This window comes from Niallia sp., from assembly GCF_031978665.1.
In the GTDB taxonomy this organism is placed as follows: domain Bacteria; phylum Bacillota; class Bacilli; order Bacillales; family Cytobacillaceae; genus Niallia.
In genome coordinates this window covers 19,780-41,061 of sequence record NZ_DALZDK010000012.1, presented here as the reverse complement: position 1 = coordinate 41,061, position 21,282 = coordinate 19,780, and the positions used below count along the sequence as shown (strand labels likewise).

At 37.8% G+C, this 21,282-nt stretch carries 21 protein-coding genes; 20 read left to right on the top strand and 1 reads right to left on the bottom strand.

Annotated features, from left to right (window positions below):
• Nucleotides 1–9 precede the first annotated feature (9 nt).
• From RTL21_RS08435 to spoVM, 10 genes are all read left to right on the top strand, one after another.
• On the top strand, nucleotides 10–1,821 hold the full coding sequence (locus RTL21_RS08435; protein WP_312095227.1) for a glycoside hydrolase family 2 protein: 1,812 nt from the start codon (nucleotides 10–12) through the stop codon (nucleotides 1,819–1,821).
• 367 nt (nucleotides 1,822–2,188) lie between these two features.
• Complete coding sequence (gene def, locus RTL21_RS08430) at nucleotides 2,189–2,677, top strand: peptide deformylase (protein WP_312095225.1); 489 nt, start codon at nucleotides 2,189–2,191, stop codon at nucleotides 2,675–2,677.
• A complete protein-coding gene (gene fmt / locus RTL21_RS08425; RefSeq protein WP_312095223.1) occupies nucleotides 2,670–3,629 on the top strand; it encodes a methionyl-tRNA formyltransferase in 960 nt (319 codons plus the stop codon). The genes def and fmt overlap by 8 nt, the downstream gene beginning before the upstream one ends.
• A complete protein-coding gene (gene rsmB, locus RTL21_RS08420) occupies nucleotides 3,616–4,968 on the top strand; it encodes a 16S rRNA (cytosine(967)-C(5))-methyltransferase RsmB (protein ID WP_312095221.1) in 1,353 nt (450 codons plus the stop codon). The genes fmt and rsmB overlap by 14 nt, the downstream gene beginning before the upstream one ends.
• Nucleotides 4,965–6,062 carry a dual-specificity RNA methyltransferase RlmN gene (gene rlmN / locus RTL21_RS08415; RefSeq protein WP_312095219.1) on the top strand — a complete coding sequence of 366 codons (1,098 nt, stop codon included), beginning with the start codon at nucleotides 4,965–4,967 and terminating at the stop codon, nucleotides 6,060–6,062. Before rsmB ends, rlmN begins: the two co-directional genes overlap by 4 nt.
• Nucleotides 6,063–6,068: 6 nt before the next feature.
• Nucleotides 6,069–6,827: a Stp1/IreP family PP2C-type Ser/Thr phosphatase gene (locus RTL21_RS08410; protein ID WP_312095217.1), complete on the top strand. Its 759-nt coding sequence runs from the start codon at nucleotides 6,069–6,071 to the stop codon at nucleotides 6,825–6,827.
• Nucleotides 6,824–8,827, top strand: coding sequence for a Stk1 family PASTA domain-containing Ser/Thr kinase (gene pknB / locus RTL21_RS08405; protein ID WP_312095215.1), 2,004 nt, complete (start codon nucleotides 6,824–6,826; stop codon nucleotides 8,825–8,827). The genes RTL21_RS08410 and pknB overlap by 4 nt, the downstream gene beginning before the upstream one ends.
• 108 nt (nucleotides 8,828–8,935) lie before the next feature.
• Complete coding sequence (gene rsgA, locus RTL21_RS08400) at nucleotides 8,936–9,817, top strand: ribosome small subunit-dependent GTPase A (RefSeq protein ID WP_312095213.1); 882 nt, start codon at nucleotides 8,936–8,938, stop codon at nucleotides 9,815–9,817.
• A gap of 425 nt (nucleotides 9,818–10,242) precedes the next feature.
• Entirely contained in the window at nucleotides 10,243–10,887 is a 645-nt protein-coding gene (locus RTL21_RS08395) for a thiamine diphosphokinase (protein ID WP_312095211.1), read from the top strand.
• Between the two features lie 89 nt (nucleotides 10,888–10,976).
• Nucleotides 10,977–11,057, top strand: a complete 81-nt coding sequence (gene spoVM, locus RTL21_RS08390; protein WP_016201070.1) for a stage V sporulation protein SpoVM — start codon at nucleotides 10,977–10,979, stop codon at nucleotides 11,055–11,057.
• A gap of 156 nt (nucleotides 11,058–11,213) precedes the next feature.
• Here the strand turns inward: spoVM and rpmB are convergent, their stop codons facing one another.
• A complete protein-coding gene (gene rpmB, locus RTL21_RS08385) occupies nucleotides 11,214–11,402 on the bottom strand; it encodes a 50S ribosomal protein L28 (protein WP_016201071.1) in 189 nt (62 codons plus the stop codon).
• Nucleotides 11,403–11,775: 373 nt separating this feature from the next.
• Here rpmB and RTL21_RS08380 point away from each other — a divergent pair, with 373 nt between their 5' ends.
• The 10 genes from RTL21_RS08380 to RTL21_RS08335 all read left to right on the top strand — a co-directional run.
• On the top strand, nucleotides 11,776–12,138 hold the full coding sequence (locus tag RTL21_RS08380; RefSeq protein WP_047939960.1) for an Asp23/Gls24 family envelope stress response protein: 363 nt from the start codon (nucleotides 11,776–11,778) through the stop codon (nucleotides 12,136–12,138).
• A 16-nt stretch (nucleotides 12,139–12,154) separates the two neighbouring features.
• On the top strand, nucleotides 12,155–13,834 hold the full coding sequence (locus tag RTL21_RS08375) for a DAK2 domain-containing protein (protein WP_312095206.1): 1,680 nt from the start codon (nucleotides 12,155–12,157) through the stop codon (nucleotides 13,832–13,834).
• Nucleotides 13,835–13,926: 92 nt separating this feature from the next.
• Entirely contained in the window at nucleotides 13,927–14,154 is a 228-nt protein-coding gene (locus RTL21_RS08370; RefSeq protein WP_312095204.1) for a hypothetical protein, read from the top strand.
• 129 nt (nucleotides 14,155–14,283) lie between these two features.
• Nucleotides 14,284–14,946, top strand: a complete 663-nt coding sequence (sdaAB, locus tag RTL21_RS08365; protein ID WP_312095202.1) for an L-serine ammonia-lyase, iron-sulfur-dependent subunit beta — start codon at nucleotides 14,284–14,286, stop codon at nucleotides 14,944–14,946.
• A 16-nt stretch (nucleotides 14,947–14,962) separates the two neighbouring features.
• Nucleotides 14,963–15,850 (top strand): L-serine ammonia-lyase, iron-sulfur-dependent, subunit alpha, encoded by an 888-nt coding sequence (gene sdaAA, locus RTL21_RS08360; protein ID WP_312095200.1) that lies wholly within the window; start codon nucleotides 14,963–14,965, stop codon nucleotides 15,848–15,850.
• The gene (gene recG, locus RTL21_RS08355; RefSeq protein WP_312095198.1) at nucleotides 15,847–17,895 is read left to right on the top strand and encodes an ATP-dependent DNA helicase RecG; all 2,049 of its coding nucleotides are present in this window, start codon (nucleotides 15,847–15,849) and stop codon (nucleotides 17,893–17,895) included. The genes sdaAA and recG overlap by 4 nt, the downstream gene beginning before the upstream one ends.
• A 308-nt stretch (nucleotides 17,896–18,203) precedes the next feature.
• Entirely contained in the window at nucleotides 18,204–18,767 is a 564-nt protein-coding gene (gene fapR / locus RTL21_RS08350; RefSeq protein ID WP_312095196.1) for a transcription factor FapR, read from the top strand.
• A gap of 16 nt (nucleotides 18,768–18,783) precedes the next feature.
• Nucleotides 18,784–19,773: a phosphate acyltransferase PlsX gene (gene plsX / locus RTL21_RS08345; protein WP_312095357.1), complete on the top strand. Its 990-nt coding sequence runs from the start codon at nucleotides 18,784–18,786 to the stop codon at nucleotides 19,771–19,773.
• 59 nt (nucleotides 19,774–19,832) lie between these two features.
• Nucleotides 19,833–20,777, top strand: coding sequence for an ACP S-malonyltransferase (gene fabD / locus RTL21_RS08340; protein ID WP_312095194.1), 945 nt, complete (start codon nucleotides 19,833–19,835; stop codon nucleotides 20,775–20,777).
• Nucleotides 20,778–21,282: 3-oxoacyl-ACP reductase family protein (locus RTL21_RS08335; protein WP_312095192.1), on the top strand; the 505-nt coding region annotated here is incomplete at its 3' end.

Sequence of the window (21,282 nt, the reverse complement as noted above, 5' to 3'; positions counted from 1 at the left end):
GTGTATAAGATGACGAGACAAGAATATCCGCGCCCTCAGTTTGTGCGTGAAGAGTGGATTAACTTAAATGGAACATGGCAATTTCAGTTTGATGATGACAATATTGGAGAAAAAGAGCAGTATTTTAATAAAGAAACACTGGATAAAGAAATTCAAGTACCATTTGTTTACCAATCTGAGCTAAGCGGTATTGGGGAAAGAACGATTCATGAGTATGTATGGTATAAGAAAGAAGTAGTTATTTCTAAATCTTCGGATAAAAGAACAATCTTGCATTTTGGTGCGGTAGACTACTATTGCAAAGTCTATGTGAACGGACAATTCGTGGGAGACCATGAAGGCGGGCATACTTCGTTTTCATTTGATATTTCGAATTATTTAGCAGAAGAAAACCAAACTATTACGGTTAAGGTCTATGATCCTTTAAAAGATGAAACAATCCCAAGGGGCAAACAGTTTTGGGAAGAGGAGCCACGGGCAATATGGTATACGAATTCTACAGGAATTTGGCAAACTGTTTGGGTGGAACAAGTAAATAAAGAACATATTGAAAAAGTTCAATTTACTTCTGATCTTGATCATGGTGTCGTATGGATGGATTTTGCTTTAAATAAAGAGACAGAAGTTTCTAAAGCTAATTATTATGTGAACTACAAAATAATGTTTAAGAATACTTTGATAGCAGAAGATCGAATGAAAATGAATAATATTGCCGAAAAACGTGCAGTTGACATTATCCAAAATAAAATTTTTCGTACAAATTTTCATGGTGGCGGCTACACTTGGTCACCAGAACATCCAAATTTATTTGATGTTTCCATCGAGCTCTGTGATGAAAGTGGAACAGTTTTAGATAAAGTGGAGTCCTATTTCGGCTATCGAAAAGTTCATACGGAAAATGGAATGGTCTATTTAAATAATAAACCATATTATCAAAAACTTGTACTTGATCAAGGTTATTGGCCAGAGGGGCTTTTAACAGCACCAAAAGCAGAAGATTATAAAAAAGATATCGAACTCGCGAAAGAAATGGGATTTAACGGCTGTAGAAAACATCAAAAAACAGAAGATCCTCTATTCTTACATTATGCAGATACATTAGGTTTCTTAGTATGGGGAGAATGTGCATCAGCTCCTGTTTATACAAAGGAAGCTGCAAAGAGATTAATGAAAGAATGGATGGAAATTGTGGAACGAGATTATAATCATCCGTCCATCATTACATGGGTACCACTAAACGAAAGCTGGGGTATTCCAGATATTCATTTTGATAAAACACAGCAGCACTTTTCAACAACTATGTATCATATGCTCCATGCAATTGATGGCACACGTCTAGTAATTTCCAACGACGGTTGGGAAGCGACCGTTACTGATATTTGTGCGATTCATAATTACGGTCATGGAAATGCGGATGAAAAGGCAAAATATCAATATTTCAAGGAGTCCATTTCAACTGTTGAAAATTTACTTACCCATGCACATAGTAAATGGGAAGTGTATGCAGAAAATCACTCCCATCAAGGAGAACCGATTCTGTTAACAGAATTTGGAGGCATCGCATTTAAAATGGGCGATCAAAGTGGTTGGGGGTACACTTCTGTAGAGAATGCAGAAGATTATGTAACAGAATACCGCAAAATCATGGAAGCGGTTTTCCAATCAAAAGGACTATGGGGCTATTGCTATACACAGCTAACAGATGTCGAACAAGAAATTAACGGTATCTTGACATATAACCGCGTTCCAAAATGCGATTTAGCGAAAATCAAAGAATTGAATAATTTGTTTTTCCCGGATCGATTGGCAATTAAGGGGTAAATATTTCGTTAGGTACTATAATCAAGTTAAGGAGCGGGAGCCGCTCCTTTCTTTTTGGATAGTTATATGTTAAAATGTTCAAGGCTCATGACAGCGAAAATGACGGATGGTTTAATGTTATCCTGAGTTTCCTGACATGGGTTTTTATTTTGTTGACCTGAAATGAATCAATGAACTTATTAATTTCCAAAAGGAATACATAGCTATTTAGTAGCAGGGTTTGATAAAATACAAAAAGGAATGAGTTTTAGTATAGGGTGGTTGTCCGAACTTTATTTGAATAACATGTACACTAATTTTAAAACAGTCTTTGTTTAAATATATAAATTTTAACCAACTATCGCTCTAAACGTTTGGAGGAAATAATGTGGCAGTAAAACAAATTGTAATGTTTCCGGATCCGGTGTTAGAAACACCGTGCGAGGAAGTTACAGTCTTTGATAAAAAATTGGCAAAACTATTAAACGATATGTATGATACGATGATCGAATTCGATGGAGTAGGTCTTGCTGCTCCACAGATTGGAATAGCAAAGCGCATTGCCGTAGTAGATATTGACGATGAAATGGGTACACTGGAATTAATTAATCCAAAACTATTAGAAGTAAAAGGCGCGCAAGTAGGACCAGAAGGCTGCTTAAGTTTTCCGGGATTATTCGGAGATGTGGAAAGACCTTTTTCCATAATAGTAGAAGCTCAAAATAGAAAAGGTAAAAAATATATAATAGAAGCAGAAGAATATTTAGCTCGAGCGATTTTGCATGAAATGGATCACTTAGATGGAGTATTATTCACTTCAAAAGTAATTCGCTATCTAGAGGAAGAGGAGCTAGAAGGAGTGGAAGCAAATGACTAAGGTAGTATTTATGGGAACTCCGGACTTTTCCGTTCCTGTATTACAAAGATTAATAGAAGAAAAGTATGATGTAATTGCAGTCGTAACACAGCCAGATCGTCCGGTTGGCAGAAAAAAAGTGCTCACACCACCTCCAGTAAAGGTGGAGGCGCTAAAGCATAATATTCCTGTTTATCAACCAGAAAAGATTCGTCAATCAGAAGAGCTGAAAGCAATTATCTCTCTTAACCCTGATATTATTGTGACAGCTGCTTTTGGACAAATTTTACCAAAAGAATTATTAAATGCACCGAAATTCGGTTGTGTAAATGTTCATGCGTCCTTGCTTCCTGAATTAAGAGGAGGAGCACCAATTCACTATAGTATTTTACAAGGAAAAGAAAAAACCGGTATTACCATTATGTATATGGCAGAGAAGTTAGATGCTGGTGACATTATCTCCGTTGCAGAAGTGAAAATTGAGGAAGAAGATACGGTAGGAACACTTCATGATAAATTAAGTGTTGTTGGAAGTGATTTATTAGCTGAAACTTTGCCTAAACTGTTAGCAGGTGAAATGACGCCAATTCCACAAAAGGATGAAGAGGCTACGTTTGCACCAAATCTGAAACGTTCGGATGAAAAAATCGATTGGTCGGCTTCAGGAGAAGACATTTACAACAAAATTCGTGGATTAAATCCATGGCCAGTGGCCTTCACTTTATATCAAGATAAAGTAATGAAAGTATGGGCAGGAAAGAAAGTCGCGAAAAAGAAAGATGCTGCTCCTGGAACGATTGTAGAAATAACAGAGCAGGGACCAATTATTGCAACTGGAAATGAGACATATATTCAATTAACAGAAGTACAGCCAGCAGGGAAAAAGAAAATGGACATTGGCCAATTTTTACGCGGTGCTGGCAGCAAGATGCAAGTAAATGAGATACTGGGAGTAACAAATGAAGAAAACTAGAAAAAATGTTCGGGAAGCAGCGCTAGATATTTTGGAGAGCATTCAAAAAAATCAAGCGTACAGTAATTTATTATTAAATACAACGATTAAAAAAAATGAGATTCCATCTAAGGATATCGGTTTGCTAACAGAAATCGTTTATGGAACGCTTCAACGAAAAATGACGCTCGAATTTTATCTTCAACCTTTTATTAATAAAGGAAAGAAAATGGAAGCTTGGGTGCATATTCTTTTGCAGATGACGTTGTATCAAATGGTATATTTGGATCGCATTCCAGATCATGCTGCAATAAATGAAGCGGTAGAAATTGCGAAAAAAAGGGGTCATAAAGGAATTAGCGGTCTTGTAAATGCCGTTTTACGAAATATCCTTAGACAGGGCTTGCCGTCTTTTAGTGAGATTCAGGATGAGACTGAACGTCTGGCTATTGAAACAAGCCATCCACTTTGGTTGGTAAAAAGATGGGTAAATCAGCTTGGCTTAGAAGAAGCAAAGAAAATGTGTGAAATTAACTTAACGGCGCCGATGCAAACAGCAAGGGTGAATACAACAAAAATTTCTGTCGATGAATGCTTATCTCTTTTAACAGAAGAAGGCTTCTTCGTTGAAGCAAGTGAAGTAATTCCAGAAGGGGTTAAGATTTTACGAGGAAATGTAGCCCATTCTTCTGCTTTTGAAAAAGGATTTTTAACGATTCAAGATGAAAGCTCGATGATTGTTGCCTATGCTTTAGATGTCGACAAGCCTTATTCCGTATTGGATGCTTGTGCTGCTCCTGGAGGTAAATCGACACATATTGCGGAAAAGATGAATAAAGAGGGACAAGTACTTTCCATCGATCTTCATGAGCATAAAGTGAAGCTTATTAAGCAAAATGCAGACCGTTTAGATTTACCAAGCATTCAAACAAGAGCAATGGATTCAAGAAAATTGGATAGTACCTTAGAAAAAGAAAGCTTTGACCGTATTCTACTGGATGCTCCATGTTCAGGATTTGGGGTAATGAGAAGAAAACCGGACATGAAATATACGAAAACAGAGGCTGACGTTAGTCGCCTGCAGAAAATCCAATTAGATTTATTAGCTTCTGTTTCACCGCTCTTAAAAAAAGGTGGATTATTAGTATATAGTACATGTACGATTGATAAAGCTGAAAATGAAGAAGTGGTTGAAAAGTTCTTGGCAGCCAATTCACAGTTTGAAAGAGACGTAAACTTAGCTGAACGATTACCATCCGAATTAAAACAATATACAAATGGAAATGAATTACAGGTTTTACCGCAATATTTTGGCTCCGATGGCTTTTATATTGCAGCATTAAGAAAGAAGGTGCAATGATGGAACAAGTAAAAACATCATCAAGAAGAAGACAAAAGGCAGAACCAACAATTCCCTCGATTTACTCGATAGAATTGGAAGCATTAAGGGATTGGCTAAAAGAACATAATGAAAAGGCATTTCGTGCCGACCAAATTTTTGAATGGCTATATAAAAAGAGAGTAACCTCTTTTGAAGACATGTCGAACTTATCGAAAAATTTACGTTTGCTTTTGCAAGAAAATTTTACGATTACAACATTAAACACGCTTATTCAGCAAACATCTAATGATGGAACGATTAAGTTTTTATTCGAATTACATGATGGCTATTCCATTGAAACAGTTTTAATGCGCCATGATTATGGCAATTCTGTATGTGTAACGACACAAGTAGGCTGTAGAATTGGTTGTACATTCTGTGCTTCTACCTTAGGTGGATTAAAAAGAAATTTAGAAGCAGGAGAAATCGTTGCTCAAGTCGTAAAAGTACAACAGGCATTAGATGAATTAGGCGAACGTGTAAGTTCAGTTGTTATCATGGGAATTGGGGAACCGTTTGATAACTTTACTAGTATGTTAAGTTTCCTAAAAATTATTAATCACGAACAAGCATTAAATATCGGGGCAAGACATATCACCGTATCTACTAGCGGAATTATCCCGAAAATCTATGAATTTGCTGATCAAAATATGCAAATTAACTTTGCTGTTTCCCTTCATGCTCCAAACACAGAGCTAAGAAGCAGACTAATGCCGATTAATAGAGCTTATAAATTGCCTGATTTAATCGAAGCAATCCGTTATTATGTGGATAAAACTGGAAGACGCGTTAGCTTTGAGTATGGCTTGTTTGGTAATGTCAATGATCAAGTGGAGCATGCGGAAGAGTTAGCTGAGCTTGTGAAAGGAATAAAGTGCCATGTCAACTTAATTCCGGTAAACTATGTACCAGAAAGAGACTATGTAAGAACACCGAAAGATCAAATCTTTTTATTTGAAAAAACGTTAAAGAATCGTGGAGTAAATGTGACAATCCGTCGTGAGCAAGGTTCAGATATCGATGCTGCATGTGGACAGCTTCGTGCGAAGGAGAGAAAAGAAGAGACGAGGTGATCACCTTTGAGTCAAATTTTTATGACTGATAAGGGGAAAGTTAGACAGCATAACGAGGATAGTGGAGCAATTATTAGAAATAAAAGCGGTCAACGCCTTGCCATCGTAGCAGATGGCATGGGCGGACACCGTGCTGGTGATGTTGCAAGCTCACTCACTGTTGAAAAACTGACAGAACTTTGGAATATGGTAGAGGAGATTAAAACAGCAGAAGAAGCAGAAAGCTGGCTAAAAACGAATATTTTAGCAGTAAATCAATATGTCTTTGAATATGCCTCCAGCCATCCAGAATGTGAAGGTATGGGAACGACCATAATTGGTGTGATCAGTACAGAGAATTTTTCGACGATTGCCCATGTTGGAGACAGCAGATGCTATCTTTATAATGAAGATGGCTTTAAACAAATAACAGAAGATCATTCCTTAGTAAATGAATTAGTTCGCATGGGTCAGATTTCCAAAGAAGATGCTGAGCATCATCCGCGCAAAAATGTTGTTTTACGAGCACTTGGGACAGATGCTCATCTAGAAATTGATGTGATGACTATTATGTTTGAAGAAGGAGACATCATTTTCATTTGTTCAGATGGATTATCGAATAAAGTAACAGATCAACAAATTAAAGATATTCTTGAAAAAGAGAATACCCTTGAGGAAAAAGCTTTTACATTAATCAAAACTGCCAATATAAATGGCGGGGAAGATAATATTACGGTCGTTATATTAGAGCATGGGGATGGTCATCAAGCAGGTGGCGTGCAATGATGATCGGGAAAAGAATAAGTGGTCGATATAAAGTATTAGATATGGTTGGCGGAGGTGGAATGGCGAACGTCTATCTTGCCCGTGATATGATTTTAGATCGTGATGTAGCTGTCAAGATGCTTAGACTTGATTATGTTAATGATGAGGAGTTTATTAAACGATTTCATCGTGAAGCACAGTCAGCAACAAGCTTAGCCCATCCGAATGTCGTCAGTATTTATGATGTTGGGGAAGAGGGAGACATCTATTATATTGTCATGGAATATGTGGAAGGCGATACATTAAAACAATATATACATAAACATTCACCGCTTTCTGTAGAGACAGTTATCGCAATTATGCAACAAATCACATCGGCAATCGCACATGCCCATCAAAATAATATTATTCATAGGGATATAAAACCCCATAATATTTTAATAGATAAAGATGGGAATGTGAAAGTAACAGATTTTGGAATTGCTATGGCCTTAAGCGCGACTAGTATTACGCAAACAAATTCTGTCCTTGGTTCTGTTCATTATTTATCCCCTGAACAGGCAAGAGGAGGAATGGCGAATAAAAAGTCGGATATCTATTCCCTTGGGATTGTGATGTTCGAATTATTAACAGGGAGACTTCCGTTTTCAGGAGAATCCGCTGTTTCGATTGCGTTGAAACATTTACAGTCAGAAACACCTAGTGTTAGAAGATGGAATGAAGCGATTCCGCAAAGCGTGGAAAATATCGTCTTGAAAGCTACAGCGAAGGATCCTTTTTATCGATACAATAGTATGGAAGAAATGTCAGAGGACTTGCGAACAGCTCTTGATTTAGAAAGAATGGATGAACCTAAGTTTGTGATCCCGATTGATGATGAAGCAACAAAAGCAATTCCAGTCATCACCAATGATGGTTTTCATAAAAGTTTTGATGAAACGATTGTTCATAAACAGGAAAAAGAAGATCCAGGAAAGCAGCAAGTAAAAGAAGAACCGAAAAAGCCAGAAAAGAAAGAGAAAAAGAAAAAAAGTAAGAAAAAAGGCAAGAAAATAGCTGCCATTATTGTTTCGACGTTCATCGCGTTAATTTTAATAATTGGAATAGTTATATTCGTCCTACCAGATTTACTTGCTCCAGATGATATTATCATTCCTGATGTTACGGACCTAGAAGTAGATGCTGCAAAGACAGAGTTAGAGGGTAAAGGCTTTGTAGTATCAGATACGATCACTTTAAATAGCGATGAAGTAGAACAAGGTCATGTCATTAAAACAAGTCCTAGTGCGGGGAGTGCACGAAGAGAAGGGACAGAAATTACCATTTACGAAAGTCTTGGAAAAGAGACAGTAGTCTTTAGTGATTATGTCGGTAGAAAATATGATGATGTCGTTAAGCTACTAGAATCAGAAGGCTTTGAAGAGATCGAATCGGTAGAGGAATTTGATGATAATGAGCCAGGCACTATTTTAGAGCAAAACATTGATCCGGATGAGGAAGTAGTTCCAAGTGAAACATCCATTGAGTTTACCATCAGTAAGGGTGCAGAGTTAATTAGTGTGAAGGATTTAACGGATTATACGAAAAAAGAAGTAAATGATTATGTTGATGATGTTGGGCTAACGGTAACATTTACAGAAGAGTATAGTGATTCAGTAGAAAAGGGACTAGTCCTATCCCAATCTCCAGAAGCTAGAACGAATTTGAAAAAAGGGGCAGAAATTTCTGTCGTTCTCTCTAAAGGAAAGAAAGAAGTACAACCACAGGAAGTGATGAAAGAAATTTCGATTCCTTATGAACCAACTGAAATGACTCCTGATGGGAAACCAGTAGAACAAACAGTAAGAATTTATATTGGTGATTTTAATAACAGCATGACAGAACCTGCTGAGACGTTTACGATTACGGAAAATACGAAAAAGACGATCTATCTTCAAATTCCAGAAGGGGAAAAAGGATATTATCGAGTGCAAATTGACAGTGTTGTCATCCTTTATGAAGAAGTTCCTTACCCAGATTAATGGATAGTTAGCTTTTGGTTTGAATTCCAAGGAAAAGGGAATGCTTCTTTTTAGAAACACTCTAGGGAATGTTTCAAGAGGCTAAAAGTAGTAAGGAGCGTTATATGTATGCCTAAAGGCAAAATCATTAAAGCATTAAGTGGATTTTATTATGTATTAAGTGAAGGTCAATTAATACAATGCCGAGGTCGAGGTGTTTTCCGCAAAAATAAGGTAACTCCTTTAGTAGGGGATGAAGTAGTTTTCCAGGCGGAAAATGCAACAGATGGATATATATTAGAAGTGAAAGAAAGAAAAAATGAACTAGTAAGACCGCCAATAGCAAATGTTGATCAGGCTATTCTTGTATTCTCTAGTGTAGAGCCGGAGTTTAGCACAGCATTATTAGATCGTTTTCTTGTATTGATTGAATACAACAGTATTGATCCGTTAATCTGTATTACGAAAATGGATTTGGCAAGTAGCGGTGAGGCGGAGAAGATGAAGGAATTTGCTGCCCAATATGAAGCAGTTGGTTATCCTGTTATTCTAACATCTTCTGAAACAGAATTAGGGGTAGAGCAGCTATTGCCTTATCTAAAGGATAAAATATCCGTATTTGCTGGACAATCAGGTGTTGGAAAGTCTTCCCTATTAAATGTAATAAGACCTGATTTAGAGTTGAAAACAAATGAAATCTCTTCCCATTTAGGAAGAGGGAAGCATACAACGAGACATGTAGAGCTTATTTCAATCGGAGACGGACTTGTCGCAGATACACCAGGGTTTAGCTCATTAGAATTTCTTGATATTGAAGCAGAAGAGCTGAATTATTGTTTTCCTGAAATAGAAAAGACAAGCGAAAACTGCAAATTTAGAGGGTGCCTCCATCTTTCAGAACCAAAATGCGCCGTTAAAGAAGCCGTTGAAAACAATGAAATCCCATCCTATCGTTATGACCATTACAAGGATTTTCTACAAGAAATTAGAGATAGAAAACCGAGGTATTAGTTTATTAGATTTCGTACCATATGCACAACAAAATCCTGATTTTAAGTAGAATTTATATTTGTTAAGTTAGAATTGCAGATTCTTTATATATAGCCATTTGTAGTGATTTTCTGAATTGATCGATTGTCAAAGCAGATAAATAAACAAAGGCATATTTAAGAGTCTGCATTTTTGTATAAGGCTGTTTTCTAAAAGGTTATTGCTTTTCAATAGGAGAAAATAAATTGATTAGACATACTGAGCAGCCTGAATACACGTAGACGCCACAGGGAGCTGCGAGAAAGTCCGAGACACCGCAGGAACGTGAGTGACGAGGGGGCTTGGCGCTCGCCCCATGGAAAGCGAAGTGTATTCTGGCTGCGGGGCATAGCAACAAACTTTACGAAAACAACCTTGTATAGAAAAGAAACAAGAGGAGGAGAAACATGATTGTACATATAATGGCTGGTGGACCCAAGCAGTATATTCCTAAATTAGACAACTATCCGAAAGATGTTTGTTGGATTGGCGTTGATAGAGGTGTTATTTATTTAATGGAAAAATCCATCCCGATTTATGCAGCTTTCGGGGATTTTGATTCCATTTCCCAAGAAGAGCTACACACGATAGAAGAAAAAACAGGAATCATTAAACGCTTTAAACCAGAAAAAGATGAAACAGATATGGAGCTTGCTCTTCTATGGGCGATCAAAGAAGGAGCAACGGTCATTCGACTATTCGGGGCAACTGGCGGAAGACTTGATCATACAATAGCCAACCTACAGCTATTATTAAGAGAAGCCATCGACAATAAAAAGACCACAGTCGAAATAATCGATAAACAAAATAGCGTAGCCGTTGTCCAAGCTGGTTCATATACCCTGAAAAAGATGAGGGAGTACAAATATATTTCATTTTTTCCTTATAGTACAAAGATTATAGGTCTAACTTTAGAAGGTTTTAAATACCCTTTAGTAAGGAGAAATCTTCCTGCTAGCAGCACATTATGCATTAGTAACGAACTAATTCGAGAAACTGGTACTTTTTCCTTTGATAAAGGCATATTAATGGTAATAAGAAGTTGTGATTAAAATTTGATTAATGATGGTACTAATTTTTTTTATCTGAATAGGATATGTAAGTGCTAGCGATGCTTATTGATTAAGGAGGGACAGTATTCATGAGATTTTATACCATTAAATTGCCGAAATTTTTAGGAGGACTTGTCCGAGCAATGTTAGGAACCTTTAAGAAGGACTAACAAAGATTCTGCGAATTTTTTTTGTAAAGACAACCTTTCGCGAATGAGGCGGGGAATTTCGAAATCTTACTGTACTTATATGGTTTGGCTTGTAGTGTGGTTAAAAAGACGAAATAAAAAAGGACATGTAACATGTCCTTTTTTATTTCGATCTGATTAAACGCGTTCTACTTTACCAGATCTTAATGCTCTAGCAGATACCCAAACACGTTTAGGCTTACCGTCTACTAAAATACGAACCTTTTGAAGGTTAGCTCCCCAAGTACGTTTGTTAGCGTTCATAGCATGGGAACGAGCATTACCTGTAGTTGTTTTTCTTCCAGTGATAACACATTTACGTGGCATGTATATTTCCCTCCTTATTACAGAAACCCATTAAAAATGAGTTTGAAAAGTCATAGATAGCAATTTACTTATAGTCTGCTAAATAATCCTCGTTACAGATACCTTAATAATTTATCATACAACTTAAATGAATGCAATAGTTGGATTAAAAGCTTTCAAGAAAATTTCCTTGACATCAAATCTAATGCGTTTAGTACAAGTCTTTATGGGAATAGTAAAATTAGTAACTGTTTTCTGAATTTATGCCAATACTTTAATAGAAGTATTGTTTTGTTATATAATAATGGTAAGCTTTTTAACTATAGCTTTCAAAAAAGTATTGGTTATAGTAAAATGTCAGTAGTCAAGGAGCAATTCCAAAGGGGGAAAACTCATGTCCATTGAACTAAAAACAAATTTCGGACAAATCGATATATCTACAGAAGTGATCGCTACAATCGCAGGTGGTGCAGCAGTAGACTGCTACGGTATCGTTGGAATGGCGTCGAAAAATCAAATAAAAGACGGTTTAACAGATATTTTGCGAAAAGAAAACTTTACACGTGGTGTAATCGTTCGAAAAGTTGAAGAAGAAGTACATATTGATATGTATATCATTGTAAGTTACGGAACGAAAATCTCCGAGGTTGCGCACAATGTTCAATCAAAAGTAAAATACACGCTCAATAAGACAGTTGGACTTGCCGTTGACTCGGTTAATATTTACGTTCAAGGAGTTCGTGTGACGAACCCGTAGTAGAGGAGGAAACACAGTGTCAATTACAGTTTTAGAAGGAAAGCGTTTTGCCGAAATGGTAATCCAAGGAGCAAACCATTTATCCTCTAATGCTAAATATGTAGATGCGTTAAATGTTTTTCCAGTGCCAGATGGAGATACAGGAACGAATATGAATTTATCAATGACTTCAGGTGCAAAGGAAGTTCAAAAGAATATTCAATCACATATCGGTAAAGTTGGAACCTCATTATCTAGAGGTTTATTAATGGGAGCGAGAGGAAATTCAGGGGTTATTCTTTCTCAATTATTTCGTGGATTTTCCAAGCATATTGAGCAAAAGGAATCAATAACCGGCCAAGAATTTGCTCAAGCTTTACAATTTGGCGTGGAAACAGCATATAAAGCAGTAATGAAGCCTGTAGAAGGAACGATTCTAACGGTTGCAAAGGATGCTGCAAAGAAAGCGGTTCAATCTGCAGAAACGAACGACGACATTATTGTAATTATGGAAGATACGGTAAAAGAAGCAAAGGCTTCTTTAAATAGAACGCCTGAACTTCTGCCTGTTTTAAAAGAAGTAGGCGTTGTTGACAGTGGTGGTCAAGGATTAGTATTTGTCTATGAAGGCTTCCTTGCTGTGCTTAAAGGAGAGAAACTTCCTGATGCCGTACAAAACGTCGTATCAATGAACGAATTGGTAAATGCGGAACATCATAAAAATGTACATAGCTATATCAATACAGAAGATATTGAATTTGGCTATTGTACAGAGTTTATGGTCCGTTTAGAACAGGATAAATTAGGAAACAAGCCGTTTTCAGAAGAGGACTTTAGACAGGCTTTAAGCAAATATGGAGACTCTTTACTAGTTATCGCAGATGATGAGGTCGTGAAAATTCACATCCACTCTAATCAGCCAGGGGAAGTATTAACTTTTGGTCAAAAATACGGTAACTTGGTAAAAATGAAGATTGAAAACATGCGCGAACAACATAGTAGTTTAGTCGATGCTGCTGAAGGCAGTGAGACAACCACAGCTCCTTCTGTAGAAGAACAAAAAGAGTATGGGATTGTAACAGTTTCAATGGGAAGCGGAATCGCAGATCTTTTCAGAAGTATTGGTGCTCATTATGTTATTGAGGGCGGCCAAACGATGAACCCAAGCACAGAAGATATTGTTAATGCTGTAAAACATATAAATGCGAAAAAAGTATTTATTTTACCAAATAATAAAAATATTATTATGGCAGCGGAACAAGCGGCGGAAGTGTTAGACCAAGATGTGGTTGTCATTTCTTCTAAAACGGTTCCTCAAGGAATGTCCGCATTGCTTGCTTTCAATCCTTCTAGTGATCTAGAAACAAATGAAAAGAATATGAAAGCAGCACTTGCTCATGTGAAGACAGGACAAATCACGTATGCAGTTAGAGATACTAGTATTGATGGTCTGGCGATTGAAACTGGAGACTTTATGGGACTTGCAGAAGGCAAAATCGTTGTAAAGAGCAAGGATAAAACAGAATCAGCAATGGAGCTTTTAAAGTCAATGATTGATGAGGATTCTGAAATTGTAACGATAATTAAAGGAGAAGAAGCGACAGAAGAAGAGGTTGAAACGCTTGTATCCTTTATCGAAGAAAATTATGAAGACGTGGAAGTAGAAGTTCATAACGGAAAACAACCACTCTATTCCTTCATTTTCTCAATTGAATAAGCATTAGCTTTAAAAGGTGTGCCTGTACAATGTAGGCATGCCTTTTTTTGTATTTTTGGGGGTGGGAGGGTCGGACAGTCGCTCCATTTTGTTTGAAGAAGAGAGCTGGGGAAGGAGTCTGTTACTTTGTAGGTGATTGGTTGAACGAAAAGGTAACAGAGAAGCAGTCTCTGAGCCCGCCCAGTCAAGAAAAAGCCGCACAAGGTAACAGACAGAGGAATCCCTACCAAGATCCAAAAAAGCAAACAAAACCTTACTATATAATTGTCTTATATCAATCAACAAACACAACCGCTATATCATTCCATTTATCAAAATAAACGGAACGATAAGAATTAGAACCATATATTAATATAGTATGATATTATATAGTGTAATGAATTGAAATACCGCAATACTTTAAAGACTTGTATCAGTTGATTTTAGGGCATTTAAGGGGAGAAAAATCCATGAAATATAAAAGTGTTTTTGATATTATTGGTCCGGTCATGATTGGTCCGTCCAGTTCTCATACAGCAGGTGCTGCTAGAATTGGAAGAGTGGCACGCAATCTTTTTGAAAGAGAACCGAAATGGGTGAACATTCATTTTTACGGTTCGTTTGCTGAAACATATAAAGGCCATGGGACAGATGTGGCAATCATTGGGGGAATTCTTGATTTCGATACCTTTGATGAACGCATTAAACAGTCCTTGGAAATCGCAGAGCAACATGGGATAAAGGTAGAATTTCATATAGAAGAAGCCATCCCAGAGCATCCGAATACAGCTAAAATTCATTTAGGGGACGAAAACGGAGAAATGGAGCTTGTCGGTATATCCATTGGCGGCGGAAAAATAGAAATTACTGAGTTGAATGGTTTTCAGCTAAAGCTTTCTGGTCACCATCCTGCGATATTGGTTGTTCATAATGATCGTTTTGGGGCAATTGCGAAGGTTGCGAATGTGTTGGCTAAATATGAAATAAATATTGGCCATATGGAAGTTAGTCGGAAAGAAAAAGGGAAATTGGCTTTGATGACAATTGAAGTCGATCAAAATATAGAAGAATCGATTTTAAAGGAGCTCAAACAGTTGGATTCGATTGAAAAAGTCACAACAATTGTAGAGTAAAGAGGGAGGGGTAAATATGTTCCGTAATGTAGCAGAATTGGTAGAAATCGCAACAACTAGAAATTTACCTATATCAGAAATTATGATTGAACAAGAAATGCAAGTAACAGGAAAAACAAGACAAGAAATTATAGCCCAGATGGAAACGAATCTGCAGGTGATGGAACAAGCGGTCGAAAGAGGGTTAAATGGAGTCGTATCCCATTCTGGATTAACTGGTGGAGACGCTGTGTTGCTCCAAGACTATATAAAAAAAGGACAATTTCTTTCTGGAGAAATTATATTAGATGCGGTCAGCAAAGCTGTTGCAACAAATGAAGTGAATGCTGCAATGGGGATGATTTGTGCGACTCCAACAGCAGGATCAGCAGGAGTTGTACCTGGTACGTTATTCGCTGTGCAAAATAAACTAAACCCTTCGAGAGAGCAAATGATCGCCTTCCTCTTTACATCTGGAGCATTTGGATTTGTTGTAGCGAATAACGCATCCATCTCTGGTGCGGCAGGTGGATGTCAGGCAGAGGTAGGATCCGCGGCAGGAATGGCAGCTGCTGCAATTGTTGAAATGGCAGGTGGAACACCAGCACAATCAGCACATGCCATGGCAATAACGTTAAAGAATATGCTTGGTCTTGTGTGCGATCCAGTTGCAGGTTTAGTGGAGGTTCCATGTGTGAAACGAAACGCAATGGGAGCAGCTAATGCAATGATTGCTGCAGATATGGCGCTTGCAGGTATTAAAAGTCGCATTCCATGTGATGAAGTAATCGATAGCATGTATCGCATTGGTCAGGCAATGCCAACAGCGCTTAAAGAAACAGCACGGGGAGGGTTGGCAGCAACACCAACTGGTCGTAGACTGGAAGCTGAAATCTTTGGTAGTGCCGCTGCCGCTAACAAGTGAACGAATCCCTACAAGTATCCGTCGATCACATAAAAGGCGTTGGAACCGAAACAAAAAAACAATTAGAAGAAATGCATATTCATACAATTAATGATTTGCTAGAATATTTTCCTTATCGCTATGAGGATTATCGTCTGAAAAACCTCGAAGAAATAAAGCATGAAGAAAAAGTGACGGTAGAAGGGAAGGTTCATAGCGAACCATCCCTTATTTTTTATGGTAGAAAGAAATCTCGGTTAACAATAAAGCTGTTGGTAGAACAATATTTAATTTCGGTTGTATTTTTTAATCAGCCCTATCTAAAAAGTAAATTGGCTGTGCAAGAATTGATCACTGTAACCGGAAAATGGGACCAGCATCGCCAAACGATAACGGCAAATCATTTGCAAATTGGCAGTAACCAAAAGGGGCATTTATTTGAACCAGTGTATGCTGTGAAAGGAAATATAACAGTTAAGAATTTAAGGAAGTATATTTCTTCCGCGCTAAGCCAATATGGGGATTTAGTAGAAGAAAATTTTCCTGCTTCTATGCTGACAAAGTATCGGCTGTTGCCAAGGAAGGAAGCCCTGCAAATTATTCATTTTCCTGAAAAAAGAGAAGATCTTACCCAAGCTAGGAGAAGGTTTGTTTATGAGGAGTTTCTCTTATTCCAATTAAAAATGAGTGCGCTAAGAAAATATGAAAGAGAGCATTCAGGTGGAAAAAGTCAGCGTTATTCTCTTGAAAAATTAAACGTGTTTATAGAAGCTTTGCCTTTTCCGTTAACTAATGCCCAAAAAAGGGTTGTGAACGAAATCTTAACGGATATGAAAGCAGAGGTTCGAATGAATCGCTTGCTGCAAGGGGATGTAGGGTCTGGAAAAACAATTGTAGCTGCCATTGTTTTATATGCTTCCATTCTGTCTGGTCATCAAGGTGCGTTAATGGCGCCGACAGAAATTCTTGCAGAGCAGCATGCTGATTCGCTGCACAGTATCTTTTCAGATTTCGGCGTAACTTGCGGCCTGTTAACAAGCTCTGTTAAAGGGAAAAAGCGAAAAGAATTGCTTGCCCAATTAAAAGAAGGAAAGATAGATATTTTAATAGGCACACATGCCCTCATTCAAGATGATGTGGAATTTAAATCTTTAGGATTAGTCATCACAGATGAACAGCATCGCTTTGGAGTAGAGCAAAGAAGAGTCTTACGGGAGAAGGGAGAAAATCCTGATGTCCTATTTATGACTGCAACTCCAATTCCGAGAACTCTTGCCATTACTGTTTTTGGCGAGATGGATGTCAGTATTATTGATGAAATGCCAGCAGGGCGCAAAAATATTGAAACATATTGGGTAAAGCATGATATGTTAACAAGAATTCTGCAGTTTATGGAAAAGGAATTGCAGCAAGGAAGACAAGCATATGTTATTTGTCCACTAATCGAGGAATCAGAAAAGCTAGATGTCCAAAATGCGATCGATGTTCATGCTATGCTGTCTACCTTTTTCCAAGGTAGATACAATGTTGGCTTAATGCACGGAAAGCTGCACGCAGATGAGAAGGATAATATGATGAAACTGTTCAGTCAAAATGACATTCAAGTCCTTGTGAGTACAACCGTTGTTGAAGTTGGCGTAAACGTGCCAAATGCGACATTTATGCTCGTGTATGATGCAGAACGTTTCGGATTATCTCAACTGCATCAGCTTAGAGGAAGAGTCGGTCGTGGAGATGCCCAATCCTATTGCGTGCTAATAGCAGATCCAAAAACCGATGTTGGAAAAGAACGCATGAAAATTATGACAGAAACAAGCGACGGCTTCATCCTAAGTGAGAAGGACTTAGAGCTAAGGGGACCAGGAGATTTCTTCGGAAAAAAACAAAGCGGTCTACCTGAATTCAAAATGGGCGACATGGTCCACGATTACAGGATCCTAGAAACAGCCAGAAACGACGCAACCATCCTAATCGAATCAACCGCATTCTGGCAAAATGATGACTATAAAGCTCTAAGGGATACCCTAAAAGAAACAGGCGTCCTAAACGGAGAAAAACTAGACTAACAGCACAATATTTCCCAGTAAATAACAGCCTTAGTATTCCAACGTATTAAGAATGAAATATGAGTTTAAACACTGAGCAGGCTGAATACGCGTGGCTTCCGGTGGTATTAGCGAGGCGGATGATACGCCGCTGGTATTGGGAGGATTAAGTGAAGCTACGGAAAGGGAGTGTATTCAGCCTGCTGGTTACTATTAGAATTCTAAAATCTCCACAAGCAGTTGGAACAAAAACTTCGGCTTGCATTCCAACTGCATAAATTATATACTACTATTAGTACCTAGTCTTAATAGTGCGGTGGTGTTAAAAGATGAAGAGAAATAAACGAGAACGCCAACAGCTGTTGGTGGAGACGATTAAAGAAACACCTTTTATTACAGACGAGGAATTGGCGGAAAAATTCTCTGTTAGTGTACAGACGATTAGACTAGATCGGTTAGAATTATCCATTCCAGAGCTTAGAGAGCGAATTAAAAATGTGGCAAAAAAATCACTTGAAGATGAAGTGAAAGCATTGCCCATTGAAGAAGTAATTGGCGAAATAATCGATATGGAATTAGACAATTCAGCTATATCTATCTTTGAAGTACAACAAGAGCATGTCTTTAAAAGGAATGGAATTGCAAGGGGACATCATCTCTTTGCACAAGCTAATTCTCTTGCTGTAGCCCTTATAAACGATGAACTTGCACTTACAGCTAAAGCAAATATTCATTTTACGAGATCGGTAAATTTAGGTGAACGAATTATTGCAAAAGCAAAAGTAAGTCATATAGATAGTATAACAGGAAGAACAACGGTAGAAGTTAATAGTTATGTGAACACGGAGCTAGTTTTTAAAGGTGAATTTGATATGTACCGTGCCAAAAAATAAAGGAGCAATCGTTATGATGAAAATTGCAATCGATGCAATGGGCGGAGACAATGCCCCAAAAGAAATAGTAATTGGTGCCCAAAAAGCAATAGAAGCTTTTTCAGATTTAGAAATACTCCTTGTTGGAGACGAAAAACAGATTCAATCTTTTCTTACCAATAAAGAAAGAATCGGAATTTTACATACAGAAGAGCAAATTTTAGCAACAGACGAACCAGTAAGAGCAGTCCGTAGAAAAAAAACAGCTAGTATGGTGCTTGGCGCAACAGAAGTAAAAGAGAAAAGAGCAGATGCGTTTATTTCTGCAGGGAATACAGGTGCTTTAATGGCAACTGGATTGTTTGTAGTTGGCAGAATGGAAGGAATAGACCGTCCAGCATTGGCTCCGACTTTACCGACAATTGGCGGAGAAGGCTTTCTTTTACTAGATGTTGGTGCAAATGTAGACGCCAAACCAGAAAATTTAGTTCAATATGCAATGATGGGAAGCATTTATTCGGAAAAAGTGAGAGGAATTGCAAAACCAAGAGTTGGCTTATTGAATATTGGGACAGAAGAGAAAAAGGGGACTGAATTAACGAAGAAAACCTTTGAACTTCTTCAAAACACAAATATCCATTTCATTGGAAATATAGAAGCACGTGATTTGCTTGATGGAGTATGTGATGTTGCTGTTACAGACGGATTTACAGGGAATATGATTTTAAAAACAGTTGAAGGTACAGCAATGTCGATGTTTAAGATGATTAAAACAGAGTTAATGAGCAGCTTTACATCTAAAATGGCTGCTGCTGTATTAAAGCCGAATTTAAAACAAATTAAAAACAAATTGGATTATTCGGAGTATGGGGGAGCTGCTTTATTTGGCTTAAATGCCCCAGTAATCAAAGCCCATGGTTCTTCTGATAGCCAAGCAATCTTCAGTGCAATCAGACAAACAAGAGAGTTTGTGCAATCAGGTGTAGTAAATCAGATCAAAGATGCAATGGAGCATCAGGCAGAATAATTTTTAATGAAACTGCAAACTCAGGTCTCGAATGGGAAGAAGAAGGAGAGTAGAAACGAATGGGTAAAATTGCTTTTGTTTTTCCAGGACAAGGCTCACAAGTAGTGGGAATGGGAAAAGATTTATTTGAACAATTTGAACCGGCAGCAAATGTATTTAACGCAGCGGATCAAAAATTAAATGTTTCTTTAACAGAATTAATTTTTGAGGGACCAAAGGAAGAGCTTACACTTACACATAATACACAGCCAGCGTTACTTACAACGAGTATCGCCATCTTAGAACATTTTAAGCAATTTAATATACAGCCAGATTACGTTGCTGGACATAGCTTGGGTGAATATTCTGCGTTAGTGGCAGCAGGTGTACTATCTTTTGAAGATGCTGTTTATGCGGTTCGTAAACGTGGAGAATATATGCAAGAAGCAGTTCCAGCAGGTGAAGGCGCAATGGCAGCTGTCCTTGGGTTAGACAGAGAACTATTGACTGCTGTAACAAAAGAGGTATCGGATGCAGGTGATTCTGTACAGCTTGCAAATCTTAACTGTCCTGGACAAATTGTTATCTCAGGAACAACGAAGGGCGTTGAATTAGCAGGAGAAAAAGCGAAAGAGGCAGGCGCTAAGCGTGCAATTCCTCTTGAAGTAAGCGGACCTTTCCATTCAGCGTTAATGAAGCCAGCAGCGGATAAATTTGCTTCCGTATTGGATAGCTTGGAATTAACGGATGCTAAAATACCTGTCATTGCCAATGTTACGGCAGCTCCAATTCATGAACAGGTAGAAATTAAAACGAAGCTTGTTGAACAATTGTATTCTTCTGTACTATGGGAAGATTCTGTTATTAAGATGCTTGATTTAGGAGTAGATACTTTTATTGAAATTGGACCTGGTAAAGTCCTTTCTGGTTTAATTAAAAAAATTGATCGAAAAGCAAAAGTATATGCTGTTAATGATATGGAAACAAGTAAGAAGGTTGCAGAAGCATTAAAGGGGGATATGTAAGTGAAATTAGCTGGTAAAGTGGCTGTTGTCACTGGAGCATCTCGAGGAATTGGGAAATCGATTGCGATCGAGTTAGCGAAGCAAGGTGCAGACGTTGTCGTTAACTATGCAGGAAGTGTAGATCGTGCCAATGAAGTAGTGAAGGAAATCGAAGCTTTGGGCAGAAAAGCAATTAGTATTCAATGTGATGTATCTGATAGCGATGCTGTAAATGCCATGATGAAAGAGGCATTAGAAGCGTTTGGCAACATTGATATTTTGGTGAATAATGCTGGGATTACGAGAGATAATCTATTAATGCGTATGAAAGATTCAGAATGGGATGACGTTATTAATACGAATCTAAAAGGTGTTTTCCTTTGTACGAAAGCTGTAACGAGACCGATGATGAAGCAAAGAAAAGGAAGAATTATTAACATTACTTCCATCGTAGGAGTAACAGGAAATCCTGGACAAGCTAATTATGTTGCAGCAAAAGCTGGAGTCATCGGTTTTACAAAAACGA